16 protein-coding genes are annotated in these 13611 nt (G+C 44.8%); 2 read left to right on the plus strand and 14 right to left on the minus strand.

Annotated features, from left to right (window positions below; translation table 11 throughout):
• Positions 1 to 55 precede the first annotated feature (55 nt).
• Positions 56 to 1195: a cysteine desulfurase family protein gene (locus AC23P2_RS20645; RefSeq protein WP_487775103.1), complete on the plus strand. Its 1140-nt coding sequence runs from the start codon at positions 56 to 58 to the stop codon at positions 1193 to 1195.
• Positions 1196 to 1256: 61 nt separating this feature from the next.
• Here AC23P2_RS20645 and AC23P2_RS20650 read toward each other — a convergent pair whose 3' ends face one another.
• From AC23P2_RS20650 to smpB, 13 genes are all read right to left on the minus strand, one after another.
• A complete protein-coding gene (locus AC23P2_RS20650) occupies positions 1257 to 1646 on the minus strand; it encodes a VOC family protein (RefSeq protein WP_487774956.1) in 390 nt (129 codons plus the stop codon).
• A gap of 16 nt (positions 1647 to 1662) precedes the next feature.
• Positions 1663 to 2790, minus strand: a complete 1128-nt coding sequence (locus AC23P2_RS20655) for an FAD-dependent oxidoreductase (protein WP_487774957.1) — start codon at positions 2788 to 2790, stop codon at positions 1663 to 1665.
• A 181-nt stretch (positions 2791 to 2971) separates the two neighbouring features.
• Positions 2972 to 3565: a Crp/Fnr family transcriptional regulator gene (locus AC23P2_RS20660; protein ID WP_487774958.1), complete on the minus strand. Its 594-nt coding sequence runs from the start codon at positions 3563 to 3565 to the stop codon at positions 2972 to 2974.
• A 19-nt stretch (positions 3566 to 3584) separates the two neighbouring features.
• Complete coding sequence (locus AC23P2_RS20665) at positions 3585 to 3731, minus strand: hypothetical protein (RefSeq protein WP_487774959.1); 147 nt, start codon at positions 3729 to 3731, stop codon at positions 3585 to 3587.
• Between the two features lie 15 nt (positions 3732 to 3746).
• The gene (hxpB, locus tag AC23P2_RS20670) at positions 3747 to 4394 is read right to left on the minus strand and encodes a hexitol phosphatase HxpB (protein WP_487774960.1); all 648 of its coding nucleotides are present in this window, start codon (positions 4392 to 4394) and stop codon (positions 3747 to 3749) included.
• Between the two features lie 16 nt (positions 4395 to 4410).
• The gene (locus AC23P2_RS20675; protein WP_487774961.1) at positions 4411 to 4839 is read right to left on the minus strand and encodes a hypothetical protein; all 429 of its coding nucleotides are present in this window, start codon (positions 4837 to 4839) and stop codon (positions 4411 to 4413) included.
• 12 nt (positions 4840 to 4851) lie between these two features.
• Complete coding sequence (locus AC23P2_RS20680) at positions 4852 to 5262, minus strand: lipocalin-like domain-containing protein (protein WP_487774962.1); 411 nt, start codon at positions 5260 to 5262, stop codon at positions 4852 to 4854.
• A 77-nt stretch (positions 5263 to 5339) separates the two neighbouring features.
• Entirely contained in the window at positions 5340 to 6689 is a 1350-nt protein-coding gene (locus AC23P2_RS20685; protein WP_487774963.1) for a flavin monoamine oxidase family protein, read from the minus strand.
• A gap of 91 nt (positions 6690 to 6780) precedes the next feature.
• Complete coding sequence (locus AC23P2_RS20690) at positions 6781 to 7533, minus strand: hypothetical protein (protein WP_487774964.1); 753 nt, start codon at positions 7531 to 7533, stop codon at positions 6781 to 6783.
• Positions 7534 to 7600: 67 nt separating this feature from the next.
• Positions 7601 to 8158, minus strand: a complete 558-nt coding sequence (locus AC23P2_RS20695) for a DUF4256 domain-containing protein (RefSeq protein WP_487774965.1) — start codon at positions 8156 to 8158, stop codon at positions 7601 to 7603.
• A gap of 33 nt (positions 8159 to 8191) precedes the next feature.
• Positions 8192 to 8650 carry an SRPBCC family protein gene (locus tag AC23P2_RS20700; RefSeq protein ID WP_487774966.1) on the minus strand — a complete coding sequence of 153 codons (459 nt, stop codon included), beginning with the start codon at positions 8648 to 8650 and terminating at the stop codon, positions 8192 to 8194.
• 6 nt (positions 8651 to 8656) lie between these two features.
• Entirely contained in the window at positions 8657 to 8980 is a 324-nt protein-coding gene (locus tag AC23P2_RS20705; protein WP_472490088.1) for an ArsR/SmtB family transcription factor, read from the minus strand.
• A 377-nt stretch (positions 8981 to 9357) separates the two neighbouring features.
• The gene (smpB, locus tag AC23P2_RS20710; RefSeq protein WP_122929239.1) at positions 9358 to 9798 is read right to left on the minus strand and encodes an SsrA-binding protein SmpB; all 441 of its coding nucleotides are present in this window, start codon (positions 9796 to 9798) and stop codon (positions 9358 to 9360) included.
• Positions 9799 to 9971: 173 nt separating this feature from the next.
• Here smpB and AC23P2_RS20715 point away from each other — a divergent pair, with 173 nt between their 5' ends.
• On the plus strand, positions 9972 to 12968 hold the full coding sequence (locus AC23P2_RS20715; protein ID WP_487774967.1) for an alpha/beta hydrolase family protein: 2997 nt from the start codon (positions 9972 to 9974) through the stop codon (positions 12966 to 12968).
• A gap of 75 nt (positions 12969 to 13043) precedes the next feature.
• Here the strand turns inward: AC23P2_RS20715 and AC23P2_RS20720 are convergent, their stop codons facing one another.
• Entirely contained in the window at positions 13044 to 13559 is a 516-nt protein-coding gene (locus AC23P2_RS20720) for a GNAT family N-acetyltransferase (protein WP_487774968.1), read from the minus strand.
• Positions 13560 to 13611: the final 52 nt, after the last annotated feature.

Genomic DNA, 13611 nt, shown 5'->3' on the forward strand with positions numbered 1-13611 from the left:
AAAGCGGTAAACCTTCGAGAGGATGGCATTATTTTCGCAAAAAAATAACGACCCTATGCGACTCCCAGTGTATCTCGATTACAATGCCACTACGCCCGTGGACCCGCGGGTGTTGGAAACCATGTTGCCTTGGTTTACGGAGCAGTTTGGAAATGCCGCAAGCCGAACCCATCTGTACGGCTGGACGGCAGAAGAAGCAGTAGCTACGGCACGAAAACAAATAGCTAAGTTGCTGAATGTTACGCCCAAAGAGGTGGTTTTTACGAGTGGAGCTACGGAGGCCAATAATTTAGCGATTAAGGGAGTTTTTGAAAAAAAAAGCCACCTAGGAAAACACATCATAACCGTTGCGACCGAGCACAAAGCTGTGCTTGATACTTGCCATCATTTGGAACAACTAGGGGCCGAAATCACCTATCTGGTACCTGCAACCGATGGACTAATTACCCCTCAACAAGTGTCTGAAGTCTTACGGGCAGACACTATCTTGGTGTCGGTGATGTATGCCAACAATGAAATTGGGGTGATTCAACCCATTCAAGACATTGCGGAGGTCGCGCATCGAGCAGGGGCATTGTTTCATACGGATGCCACGCAAGCGGTGGGAAAACTGCCGATTGATATACCGTTGGAAGGAATTGACTTGCTAAGTTTGTCGGCGCATAAGCTATATGGCCCCAAGGGAATTGGTGCGTTGGTGGTACGTTCGGGAATAGAAATAGCGTCGCAAATGGATGGCGGTGGGCACGAGCGGGGGCGTCGTTCGGGCACGCTCAATGTGCCTGGGATTGTCGGGCTAGGAAAGGCGTGTGAAATTACCCAGAAAGAAATGAAGTCGGAAACGGCTCGATTGGAGGAGTTGCGCAATCGCTTAGAAAGTGAAATTTTGGCAAAAGTGCCCGATACCTTTGTAAATGGGAGAACTCCGCATCGACTCGCGCATTTGACCAATATTTGTTTTGAAAACGTGGACGGCGAAAACTTACTACTGAGCCTGCGCGACGTAGCTGTTTCAACGGGATCGGCTTGCACGTCGGCGTCGGTATTGCCTTCTTATGTGCTAAAAATCCTTGGCTTGACCGACGACCAAGCGTATGCGTCTTTGCGGATGAGCTTGGGACGTTTCACGACTGAGGAAGAAATAACGTTTGCCATTAACCACATCGTTGAAGTGGTACAAAAAATGCGAGGATAGCAAGCCACCTCCCGAAAGTTTTGAACTTTCGGGAGGTTTAACTTTCGAGAAGGTAAAAAAACTATTTATGTTCAATCAAATCCCATAAATTGCCGTATAAATCTTCAAATACAGCCACCGTACCGTAGGGTTCCTCGACGGGTGGGCGCACAAATTTGACGCCGTTATCGAGGTACATTTGATAGTCACGCCAAAAATTATCCGTACTTAAAAACAGAAAAACCCGTCCTCCCGTCTGATTTCCAACGCGGCTTTGCTGCTCGTCATTGGCTGCTTTGGCCAGCAAAATCGCACATTCAGAAGTACCTTTGGGCGCTATACGCACCCATCTTTTGGCGGGACTTAGTTGGGTATCTTCGAGTAAATCAAAGTGTAATTTTTGGGTGTAAAATTCGATGGCCTCGTCGTAATCGGTTACTAACAAGGCTAGATGAGCAATGTGCTGTTTCATGGGGTGATGTTTTCTGCTAAACAGTTGCTAACCGAAAAACAGTTTCCATTTGTTTCTGATTGATGCTCGATGGGATGAGTTTTAGCAGGGTGTTTCGCACCCAAATTCCCCATTCGTTTTCGAGTTGAGAAAGTTGTCCCATTCGCCAGCTGGTATCCACAATCATTCGTGCTTTCTTTTGGCGAACGCGTTGGTATTCGGCAAACGTTTTTTCGAGTGGTAGCCCTTTATCCAGCAATTTTCCCAGCACGTACGCGTCTTCTATGGCTTGGCAAGCACCTTGTCCCATGTTGGGGGTGGTGGCGTGAGCCGCATCGCCAATTAAGCAGACATTCTCGGAATGCCACTGGGGAATGGGTTTTAAATCAATGATTTCATTTTCAATGATTTGGGTGTTGGGTGTGTTGGCAATAATTGCTAAAATATCGGGGTGAAATTCGCGGAAAGTCTCCAGTAAATTTGCGCTGTTTGTGTTGAATGATAGCGAGTTAACCAGCGCGTACCAATATACTTTTTGATTACTGATTTTAACAAAACCAAAACGTTTTCCTTTGCCCCATGCTTCTACGGGAGCGTGGTGATGCCGTTCGTGAAGTTCTATTTCACCCACTCCCCGCCAGCAAAACTGATGCGTATTTCGCAGCTCACTTTTTTCAAAAAGCTGATTCCGAACCGCTGATTTGAGACCGTCGGCTCCGATAAGGATACTACTTTTGGCGGAAGTCTTGTCTTCGAAGTGGATTGTAAAATCTTCATTTTTTTCAATTTTAGATACTCGTTTAGATAAATGAATGTGCTCATATCCAACAGCTTCGGCAAGAATGCGCTGCAACTCGCCGCGGTGAACCGCCACGTTATGTACACCGTATTTCGTTTCAAAAGGATGTAAATCAATCACCGACAAATCGGTGAGTTGTGGGTCGGTGATGCGCAGGCGAGAGATTTTGTTTCCTGCTTTCTCAATCGACGACTTTAACCCCAACTGTTGGAATACCTGCATGGCATTATTGGCCATGATAATTCCTGCCCCTACGGGTTTGATGGCGGGAGCGCTTTCGTAAATAGTAACGTCGATTCCGCGTTTTTGAAGGGTAAGGGCGGTGGTAAGTCCACCAATCCCTGCCCCAATGATGGCTGTGTTCATAAAAAATGGATTGAATGTGTTGTCAGATGGTAGTCAGACAACATGTAACTGAAAAAATACAATCTGACTGCCGTTTTAGTCTAAAAGGTACGGTCTGACTATCGTCTGACCTAAATACACGGTCAGACGATAGTCAGACCATGGAACAAAGGTAGATGGACGAAACCCTAAAAAACGTACACTAAAGGTAATTAATCGTAATCCGTTTACGAATTCGGCTGAGTGATTGAGGAGTGACGCCTAAATAACTGGCGATTTGTTTTTGAGGGAATATTTGAAACACCAAGGGATTATCAGTGAGCAGTTGAAGATAGCGCCGCTCGGGTGAATAATACAGTAGATCTTCGACGCGCCGCTTGGCCGATAAATACACACGGTCAGCCATGTGTTTTTCAAATTTTTGCCAAAACGCGTTTTTTTGATAGAGAGCCGCAAGGTCGTCTTTGTGAATCAGATACACCAATGAGTTTTTGGTCGCTTGAATGTTGAGTTTGGTAGGGGTTCCCAGCAGCACACTTTCGTAATCAATAAAAGCGAGGTGTTCGAGGCGATGGTTGAAGTGAAACAAAAAGCTAATGTCCTCGCCGTCTTCATTGATGTAAAATGTCCGCAGCGCCCCTGTGATCACCAAGCCAACGTGCGTACAAACCTCGCCTTCTCGCAACAAAAACTCTCCTCGACGTACTTTTTTTGGGAAAGCAATTGCCATCATTTCTTCAATGTGCGAAACACTAATTCCAAACGTGTCGGCAAGCTGAGCAGTAAGCTGATTCATAAAGCGGAAGTAGAGAACCTCACAAGTTTAGAAAGAAGTTGTCAGAACACGAAAAGCGTCTTCTCATTAGCAGTTCTAGTGCTTCTTGAGCACTGCCAATTGGAACAGAAGCCTGCTCGACCACCGCCAGTTTTTCGTTATGGATTTCAACAACTGAAATAATCATTGGAGAGAAAGTAAGTTAGTTGAGCAAAAAATCAATCGAATCATCAAAATGACTAATTGTAAAATCTGCGAGTTCAAAAGATTTATGGAGTTGACCTTTGGTAAATGCGACGACCGTCATACCTGCACTTTTGGCTGCTATCATTCCCGAATGAGAGTCTTCGACGACGATACACTCGGAGGGAGCAACGGCAAGTTTTTGGGCAGTAGATAGGTAAACCGCAGGGTCAGGCTTTCCTTTTTCTTCAAACTCCGCTGATGAAATAACGTCAATAAGCTCATAAACACCTACTTTTTGAAGAGCAGAAGGAATAATACGATAAGGGGAATTGGTGGCAACGCCAATTTTTAGCCCCTGTGCTTTTAGACGTTCTATGAAGCCTTTTATACCTAAAATAGCGCAACTGTTGGTTTCAATCAACTCAATGACCCGCGAAATAACCCGTTCTTCTACTTCTTTCAACGAAACGTTTTCCCAAGGATATTTTTCAAACCAAAAATCGGCTACTTCGGCGGTTGTCATGGCTTGGGTAATTGGGGTAAATTCTTCTGATACGATGACTCCCAACGAAGAAAAAACGTCAAACTCAGCTTGCTTCCACAAGTGTTCAGAGTCAATAATAACGCCATCCATGTCAAAAATAACGGCCTTTTTACGGGGCATAGTGGGAGTGGTAATACTAAAACTTGATTTCTTGCTCTACTCCCCTGATTCGAAGCCGTCCAGAGGGGACTTCTTTTCTTAGGGTGGACAAATCAAAGCAAAAATCTTTATAATCGAGCCTTTTGCAAGCGTTTTGTGTGGTAAAAACAATGCGGCCTTCTCGGTAAACTCCTTTCGAGTCTTCTCGCCCAGAAGGGTCAACGTACAAAGCAAAGGCGTGGTTGGGGTCGCAACCTCCGCCGTAAGCAAAAGAAATGGTGAGAATGTGGTCGGAAAGTTGGGTGGATTGTACCGTAAAAAGTTCGAGACCAGTGGGGGCGTCGAGGTTGGAGCTAAGTTGTACGGGTGCACATACGTCTTTTCGCTCTGCTTTTACATCCGAAGAAGTTTCGCAAGCAAAGCAGCAAGTGAGCATTACAACGAACAAAAGCAGGGCGGTTTTCATAGGAATGGCGTTTTATTGTTTTTCAAAAAGGTACTCCCCCCTTCCCGAAGGGTTGAGCACCAATCGAGTTGGGCTGAGAGAGGTAAGGTCGATGAGTTGTCCGTTGGAAGAAGACATGCACACGGCACGAATCCGCACTTGGCTGCCTTCTACTGCGTAGCTACCACCTCCGCATCCCAAAAAACTGTAGTCGATGGGGCGGGTGTTTTGGTAATATTCGTTAAATTCATTTTTCTTGGAAAACGAGATAAATACTCCCTTGTCATTGGGAACGGTGGTTTGGGTGCAGGCAGAGGTGCCTGTAGATTTGCAATAGGAAATCAACTTCCATGTTCCTGTTAATTCTTTGTTAGTGCCGACAGAATCAGAGGATTGGCAGGCAATAAAAAGGCTGGTCAAAATCAAGTAAACAAAGCGGCGCATAGAAAAGGAATGGGTTGTTTTTCTCTAAGACGCGGCAAGTTGGCCGAAGGTTGGAAAGGAGATATTGTATTGACTGATTATAGCAACGCAATGATTTTGTCGGCTTCGCGAATTCCGCTCAGATAGGCACCGTGGACAGTTGAAAAATAATCGACTTCGGTATGTTCACCCCCAAAAAATAGCTTATTGTCAATTTCTTCAGCGAGGTCTTCAAAATGGCGCATTTCAGTACCGACGGCGGTGTACGAATACGCTCCAAAGGAGTTTTCATTGGTACTCCATCGGGTACGAAGCAAATGCGCAGGAGCAGGAATCGATGTTCCGTACATATCTCTCAAATGCGCCATGATTTCGCTCGTCACCTGGGCGTCGGTCATGGTCTCGGTCGCTCGGCCATAGTCGGCATAGGCAAAGGTCATGAGGGCATTGGCTGAGGGGAGAAACTTGTTGAGATTGACAAAATAATTAAACTTATCACGCATTTCGGGTGTGTACGAAATGTACTGAACATCGTCCCAAAAAGCGGTTTCCCACGTCAATAAAAACTTGTTGACGCAGTTCATGCCTATTTTCTGGATAGCTGTTTGCTTGGCAGAAGGCAAATTGGGAGTAAAAACAATTTTGTTATTTTTTAATACACCAAGTGGCACAGTAACAATCACAAAGTCGGCTGGAGTGACAGTGTTATTGTGGGTAATATTGATGGTTGCCCCACTGTAATCAATGGCCGAAACACGTTGATTAAGGCTGATAGACAGGTTTTTGGCTAAATAAGTAGCAACGGTGTCGTAGCCATTAGTGGCAATTTTTTCTACACCTCCGTATTCTTCACCCTCATAATAGAGGGTCGATGATAACTTGTCCAAATCACCCGTGTCGAAAGTGAGGTAGGTTGAAAGAAAAAATTTCCACAGGCGGTCGTTTGTCTTGCCGGGGTAAAGCTGGTTAAATACCTGCTCAAAACTTTGAGTATTGCTTCCTTTTTTCATCATCGAACCGAGGATATTATAAAAGTCGTCTTCGGCCGAGTCGTAAGTGGAAGTTTTTCGGATGATTCCTCCGATGTCGTACGATTTCATACTGTCATCAAGTGTCTGAAACGTCGTCATGCCTGCTTCTTGTGCCAACGCGGTGATGGGGTTGCCGTCGATGCCATGTATCCAACTTGCGCCTTCGTCAAAAGGGAGGCCAAGCGAACGATTAGTGCGTAAACGTCCGCCAACTTTGTCTTGCGCCTCTAAGACACGCACCTTAAAACCCGCTTCTTGAAGCTTTTTGGCTGCTGTTAAGCCCGCAATACCCGCCCCAATCACTACTACTGTTTTGGTGGTAGGATTGATGCCATTTTCTGCTTGGCAGGCATTCGTCAAGTAAGAGGAAGCCAAGAGCGAAGCAGGAATACTTTTTAGAAAAATTCGCCTTCTCATCGTTTTTATTTTGGGACGTAAAAATTCCCAAAAGTAGCCTGCTTTTCGCAGTAAAAATGAAGCCGTACTTCGATTGTAACAATACAAAGGGCTAGTAAAGCAAACTAGCTTTCTGAAATACAATTTCTTTTTTCCCCTTAAAAATTCGAACAAAATAGCGGGGTAACTCCTCATTCATGGAGTTAAATGAACACTCGTAGGTAAACTCTTTGTTCTTGAATCGGTAGTTGGGCTCTTGGGCTGTCCCTTCTACCAAAAACTCGCCTTTGGGAATGATAATGTCGGGTTTAGAGCTCATTTTGTTGGGCAATGTCCAAGAAGCATAACGGTACGTGTTATCTTTCATTTCATCGACCCGAATAAGAAATTTATTGGTTTTAAAAACTAAAACGGGTTGGCTGAATTCCTGCAAACTGCTATGAAGCGTAGTGCGAATTTCTGCAATCCGTGCCTGTCTTTTGCTTTCTTCGATTTTTGATGAATAGTTGACTGCCCGCAAAGCCCCATCTTCGTTTAGCCAGAGTTCTCCATTTGAAAACATAATTCCTCGCCACCCAACGGTTGCCCAGTCCTTTGAAATGTTTGACTTCGAAATCATTTGAGTAAACGTAGCATCGAACACTTCTTGGTAGCGTTTGATAAATTCGCTCTTGTTGCGAATCGGCGGAAGGGGGTAGTTTCTATTGAGTGGGTAAAGCACTAAATCCGCTATTTTTTCTTTCTGTTGCTTTTTAATGCAGTCAACAAAAAAACGGATATTTCCTTTGTCTGTGTCAGACATTTCTTGCGCGTACGTTGTATGGACGCAGCTTACAATGATGGTCAAAAAAGCTAAAATTTTCATCGACTTACGAACGAATAGAGTGGGAGAGATGTGGTTATCTACGAAGTTTTGTACCTTAAATAAGCGTTTAGACTCTCAACAAACCCCGAAATCCGCGCGCTGCATAATACGATTCGGCGCCGTTGTGATACACAAAAACGTGGTCGTAGCGACGGTCGCAGAAAAGAGCGCCTCCGAGTTTGCGGATAGCGGCAGGCGTTTGAATCCAACTGGATGTTTTGGTGTCAAATTTCCCAAGTTGTTGGAGGTGTTTGTATTGTTCTTCAGTCAAAAGTTCAATCCCAATTTCTTCCGCAAACTCCACCGCATTGTGGGCGGGTTTGTGTTCTTTGCGGGCGTCAAGGGCAGCACGGTCGTAGCAAAAACTACGGCGTCCTTTGGGGCTTTCGGCTGAGCAATCGACGAAAATATATTCGTCTGTTGCGGCATCGTAGCCTATCACGTCGGGTTCGCCTTCGGTTTCTTCCATTTCGTTGAGCGACCACATTTTATCAGAATTTGCTTCGATTTTGGCTTGTACACTGGTCCAATCAAGTCCTGCATGGCGGTTTTTATTTTTTTCAAAACGTGCTTTTAGAAGCGTCATTAGCTCTTCACGGCGTTCTTGGGGTAATTGCTTATTCATGTGTATGCTGTTTTTGATTTTTTGGGAGATGAATTAGTTGGTAAAAAACGCTTGCAATCGGTTGTGAGCGAGGTTGATGCCCATCGCAAACGGCATTTGTAGCAATTGATTTCGAGAAGCGATGGATTTAAAAACAATGTGCATCGTCAGCTTGCTGGTTGTTTCGGTGAGTTTTTCAAATTCCAAGAACTCAAGCTGTACGGGAAAGGCGGTATTTTCCATCTCGAACGTTCGCGTAATTTTTTGGTTAGGGACAAACTCATGGGTGACCCCGCTAAACCGATGCGTGTGACCCCGTGGGTCGGTGGTTTCAAATTGGTATCCACCGTGCGCATGATTTTCAAGTTTGAGCACTTTCGTCCCCATCCACTGTTCGACGATTTCAGGCACGACGTAGGCTTTAAAAAGAAGTTCAACGGACAAATCGAACACTCGTGTAATGAGGATTTCTTGCTTCCCTTCTTCGGCATGGACGTGGGTTTTTGTTTCCATCAGGAGTTATTGGTTGGCTTGGTAAGTTTTCATGATGGCTTCTAGCTTGTTGAATCGGTCGTCCCAAAACTGACGGAAAGGCTCAATGAAGTCGGCAATTTCTTTCATCTTTTGTGGGTTGAGGTGGTAGTAAATCTCCCGACCATTTTGGTGTTGAGACAACAACTCACATTCGGTAAGAATCTGCAAATGTTTGGAAACAGTAGGCCGCGCGGTGTCAAAATTGGCCGCAATGGCTCCCGCAGTCATGGCCTGCGAAGCAACCAACATCAAAATAGCCCTGCGAGTAGGATCGGCAATGGCCTGAAAAACATCTCTTCGTAGATTCATTGTGTAGTTATTTGACTACAAATGTATGTGTAGTTATTTAGCTACGCAAATTTTCTTTCAGACTTTCCAACTAATATTGAAACTTGGAAAGTCTGACTAAGTTCAAAACAAGACTTTCCAAGTTTGAAAAGGGATTGTAAAAACTTGGATAGTCTGACTAATTCCAAAACAAGACTTTCCAAGTTTGAAAAGGGGAGTATAAAAACTTGGAAAGTCTGACTAAGTCCAAAACAAGACTTTCCAAGTTTGAAAAGGGAAGTATAAAAACTTGGGAAGTCTGACTAAGTCCAAAACAAGACTTTCCAAGTTTGAAAAGGGGAGTATAAAAACTTGGAAAGTCTAACTCGGTACAAAACGAAACTTTCCAAGTTTGGGAGTTATTCCTCCCCACGGCCACGTTTGAGGTCGCGTTCTTTGATGGAGTCGCGCTTGTCGTAGAGTTTTTTCCCTTTGGCTAGGGCAATCTCCATTTTACAAAGGCCATTTTCATTGATGAAAAGCCGCGTTGGAATAATCGTCAAGCCTTGGTCTTTGAGTTTGGCAGCTAGTTTTTTAAGCTCTCTTTTTTGTAACAATAACTTACGGTCGCGAACAGGGTTATGGTTGGCGTACGTCCCTTTTTCGTAAGGCGAAATGTGCAAATGGTGGACGTAAAGTTCATTGTCCAAAAATATACAATAGGCGTCGGTAAGGTTGGCTTTGCCGTCGCGGATAGATTTAATTTCGGTACCTGTCAATACAATCCCAGCGGTATGGGTTTCGAGAAAAAAGTACTCAAACGATGCGCGGCGATTGCTTATATCTATGGTTCTGCTCATTTTCTAAGGCTAAAATCTTTTCAATAACTTCAAACGAAAAGGCTGCGAAGTTAACAATTTCCTTTGGTTAAACCTTGCTAAAGGCCAGTTCGTCGCTAATTCTAGATAAATCACCGATTCCTGTGCTATCTTTGATACTAATACAAATTCATCCATTTTAAAATCTAACTTTTATGAAAAAAATCTCCCTACTGCTAGGGGTTTTGCTTAGTACGTTGGCGTTGTTTGCCCAACCGAAGCCCAAGCCCGCGATGGGATGGAAAGACGTGTTGAATTGGAAAGCAATTCCTTCCTTTGGCGGCACCCAACTTTCTCCCGACGGACAATGGTACGCGTATGTATTGGCTACTTACGAAAGCGACGCCGAGTTAATCATCCAAAAAACGTCAGATACGACCAAGTACGTATATCCTATTGGTACACCGTCGTTTCCGCAGATGAGTTTCTCGGACAACAGCAAGTGGCTAGCTTTTAAGGTTTTTGCCAAAAATAAAGACAAAAAAGCCGCTGCTAAACCAGGCGGAAAACCGATTCCCGACAAAGTGTTTTTGATAGAACTAGCGTCTAATAAAAAGACGGAGTTTGATCGAGTAAAAAGCTTTGCCTTCAACGGTGAAAAAGCCTCACATTTAGCGCTTTTGCTCACCGCCGCTGCTGGCGGAGGAGCGCCTGCGCCTGGAGGTGGTGCTTCAGATGCTGCCAAAGGGTCAGATTTATTGCTTTATGATTTGAGTTCTAGTAAAACCCAAAACGTAGGAAACGTAGCCGAAATGGCGTTTGATAAAGCGGGGAATTGGCTAGCAATGACCATTGATGCCAACGAAAAAGCAGGAAACGGGGTGCAGTTGCGCAACATGACAACGGGCGTGACGCTGACCATGGACAATGATAAGGCGCGTTACCAGTCGTTGAACTGGACTGAAAAAGGGGATGGCTTGGCGTTGTTGAAAAGCGTTAAAGACGAAAAATACAAAAACGACCGCGTGGGCGTATTGGGAATTAAGAATTTTGGGACGATGCCAGAACTCGTTACGTACGACCCCAAAAGCGACAGCCTTGGTTTTCCAAAAGGCATGACTGTAAGCCCCAACCGAACGCCTTATTGGTCGGAAGATTTGGGTCGTTTGTTTTTTGGTATTCATAAGTTAGAATTGGCCAAAAAAGAGGACAAAAAACCTGCCGCTGCCGCTCCAAAAGACACCACCAAAAAGGTATCAGACGCCGAAAAATTGGCTAAAATAAAGGCTGATACAACCCTCAAGACTTTGGACGACTTGCAAAAAGCACTAGCAAAAGTTAAATCAGATTCGACAAAATCGGTGGCAAGTGCTGAGAAAAAAGACGATACCGAAAAGCCCGAAGTGACAATTTGGAACTGGCAAGATAAGCGCTTACAATCGCGGCAACAGATTCAGGAAACGCAGGATAAAAACCTGAATTATGTGTCGATGTACGACGTCGCAGCTAAGAAATTTGTGCAGCTTGCGGATAGTGTGGTGAAAAACGTGAACATTGCTCCTAAGCAACTATACGGCCTTGGTACCGATAATAGTGAGTATGAGCTAGAAAGTAGCTTGGATGGCCGCAACTACGTGGATTTGTACGTTACCGAACTCAAAACAGGTAAGCGTGAAAAAGTAAGAACGAAGCACTATTTGCCTAATTTTTGGTCAGGCGCGCAGACTTCGCCCGACGGTACAAAGTTTATTTACTGGGAAGGAACCAACTATTGGGTATATGACATGACTACGAAAGCGAGTCGTAATTTGACCGAAAAAGTACCTACTTCGTTTGTCGATGTGGATGATGACCACAACCAACAAACGCCGCCTCAAAGCGCGATAGGTTGGGCGAGCGATAGTAAATCAGTCTTGTTGTCGGACGGATGGGATATTTGGCAAGTACCTACCGACGAAAAAGATGCCAAAGGCAAAGCGTTGGTAGCGGTTAATTTGACCCAAAACGGTAAAAAAGACAAGATTCGCTACGACCAACGCTATCAGCTCGACCCCGAAGAAAAAGGAATCGACTTGAAAAAGCCGTTGTATTTGCATACGTATGGTGAGTGGACTAAAAAAAGCGGATTGGCGCGTTTGGACATTGGCAAGACTACCACGGTGAAGCCTTTGCTTTGGCAAGATGCGGCCATTGGTAGTTTGTCCAAAGCCAAAAAAGCCGATGCTTTTGTGTTTGCCAAAGAAACATTTACCCAGCCGCGTCAGTACTTTTTGACAACGAGTGCCGACCTTAGTTCGGAGAAACAATTGACCAAAAACGCCCCTTTGATTGATAAATTTGCTTGGTCAACAGGCACGCGTTTGGTTGATTACGTGAGCGACAAGGGCGATACGTTGCAAGGAGCGTTATTTTTGCCAGCAGGCTATGAGCAAGGTAAAAAATACCCAACTGTGGTTTATTACTACGAAAAGCTATCGCAAACACTCCATAATTTCGCCAACCCATCGTATTCGGGAACGGGGTGGAATCCGTCGATTTATACCTCAAATGGGTATGCCGTATTTATTCCAGACATTGTTTACAAGCTCAACGACCCAGGAATGTCGGCCGTATGGTGTGTATTGCCAGCTGTGAAAGCGGCGCTCAAAACGGGCGTAATAGATGAGACTAAGATAGGCATCCACGGGCATTCGTGGGGTGGGTATCAAACAAGTTTCTTGATTACTCAAACCAATATGTTTAAAGCGGCTGCCGCAGGCGCACCGCTGACCAACATGGTTTCGATGTATAGCTTGATTTACAAAAATTCGGGTACGAGCAACGGGCAGATTTTTGAAGGCTCGCAAGGTCGCTTAGTGGCTCCGTGGGAAAACTGGGAGGCATACAACCGCAATTCGCCCATTTACAACGTTAAAAAAGTACAGACTCCGCTCTTGATGTTACACAACGACGCCGACGGTGCTGTTGATTTTACCCAAGGAGTAGAGTACTACACGGCGCTACGTCGCTTGAAAAAGCCAGTGGTGATGGTGCAGTACAAAGGCGAAAATCACGGTTTAGCTAAACAACCCAACCGCAAAGACTATTCTGTGCGGATGATGGAGTTTTTCGACCATTTCTTAAAAGGAAAACCTGCGCCAGAATGGTGGTCGAAAGGGATACCTCGTTTAGATATTGACAAACATATTGAAGGACGTGTGTTTGAAAATTAGGTAGTTGTATGGTAGAGGTTATGAGTAACCTCCATCACTTTAATGTGCAGGGAGGTTACTCATAACCTCCCTATTTTATTTTTTAGCTTCCCGAAAGCGCACGTACAAATGCTCGTCGATGAAGGTGTTTTCTTTGTAGATAGATTTTTTCAAGATAGCTTCCAATTGAAACCCTGCTTTTTCAAGGACTTTCATGGAGGCAGGATTATGGGCCATCACCCCTGCATACAGTCGGTGAATATCAAACGTTCGGAAGGCATACTCAACGACTTCGCTGACGGCGGCCGTAATGATTCCTTTGCCCCAAAACGGCTCCCCAAGCCAATAGCCAATTTCGGCGTTTTTACAGAAAATATCTTTTTGTAAAACAATTCCCACGCAACCCACTGCCTCACCGTCAACTTCAATGGCGAAGACAGAAGGGGTTTTCTCCGATTCACACATACTAATCCAATGCCGCGCATCCTCAAGGGTGTAAGGATGAGGAAAGGCATCACGCACGTTGCGCCAAATGTGGTAGTTGTTGGCGTAGCGAACGAGTGCGAGTTCGTCACCTTTTTGCCAGCGACGTAAATGATGCGAATTATCCATATTAGCCAGTAAAATCAAGTTCTTTCAAATCTACAAAACAAAAACTTCAATC

Source organism: Runella sp. R0.1_18 (assembly GCF_057652155.1).

Excerpts from the sequence above, each read along its gene's own strand:
- AC23P2_RS20695 (WP_487774965.1), bottom strand. The coding sequence starts at position 8,158 with ATGAATAAGCAATTACCCCAAGAACGCCGTGAAGAGCTAATGACGCTT.
- AC23P2_RS20715 (WP_487774967.1), top strand. The coding sequence starts at position 9,972 with ATGAAAAAAATCTCCCTACTGCTAGGGGTTTTGCTTAGTACGTTGGCG.
- AC23P2_RS20685 (WP_487774963.1), bottom strand. The coding sequence starts at position 6,689 with ATGAGAAGGCGAATTTTTCTAAAAAGTATTCCTGCTTCGCTCTTGGCT.
- AC23P2_RS20660 (WP_487774958.1), bottom strand. The coding sequence starts at position 3,565 with ATGAATCAGCTTACTGCTCAGCTTGCCGACACGTTTGGAATTAGTGTT.
- AC23P2_RS20680 (WP_487774962.1), bottom strand. The coding sequence starts at position 5,262 with ATGCGCCGCTTTGTTTACTTGATTTTGACCAGCCTTTTTATTGCCTGC.
- AC23P2_RS20700 (WP_487774966.1), bottom strand. The coding sequence starts at position 8,650 with ATGGAAACAAAAACCCACGTCCATGCCGAAGAAGGGAAGCAAGAAATC.
- AC23P2_RS20705 (WP_472490088.1), bottom strand. The coding sequence starts at position 8,980 with ATGAATCTACGAAGAGATGTTTTTCAGGCCATTGCCGATCCTACTCGC.
- AC23P2_RS20650 (WP_487774956.1), bottom strand. The coding sequence starts at position 1,646 with ATGAAACAGCACATTGCTCATCTAGCCTTGTTAGTAACCGATTACGAC.
- AC23P2_RS20655 (WP_487774957.1), bottom strand. The coding sequence starts at position 2,790 with ATGAACACAGCCATCATTGGGGCAGGGATTGGTGGACTTACCACCGCC.
- AC23P2_RS20645 (WP_487775103.1), top strand. The coding sequence starts at position 56 with ATGCGACTCCCAGTGTATCTCGATTACAATGCCACTACGCCCGTGGAC.
- smpB (WP_122929239.1), bottom strand. The coding sequence starts at position 9,798 with ATGAGCAGAACCATAGATATAAGCAATCGCCGCGCATCGTTTGAGTAC.
- AC23P2_RS20690 (WP_487774964.1), bottom strand. The coding sequence starts at position 7,533 with ATGAAAATTTTAGCTTTTTTGACCATCATTGTAAGCTGCGTCCATACA.
- hxpB (WP_487774960.1), bottom strand. The coding sequence starts at position 4,394 with ATGCCCCGTAAAAAGGCCGTTATTTTTGACATGGATGGCGTTATTATT.
- AC23P2_RS20665 (WP_487774959.1), bottom strand. The coding sequence starts at position 3,731 with ATGATTATTTCAGTTGTTGAAATCCATAACGAAAAACTGGCGGTGGTC.
- AC23P2_RS20675 (WP_487774961.1), bottom strand. The coding sequence starts at position 4,839 with ATGAAAACCGCCCTGCTTTTGTTCGTTGTAATGCTCACTTGCTGCTTT.
- AC23P2_RS20720 (WP_487774968.1), bottom strand. The coding sequence starts at position 13,559 with ATGGATAATTCGCATCATTTACGTCGCTGGCAAAAAGGTGACGAACTC.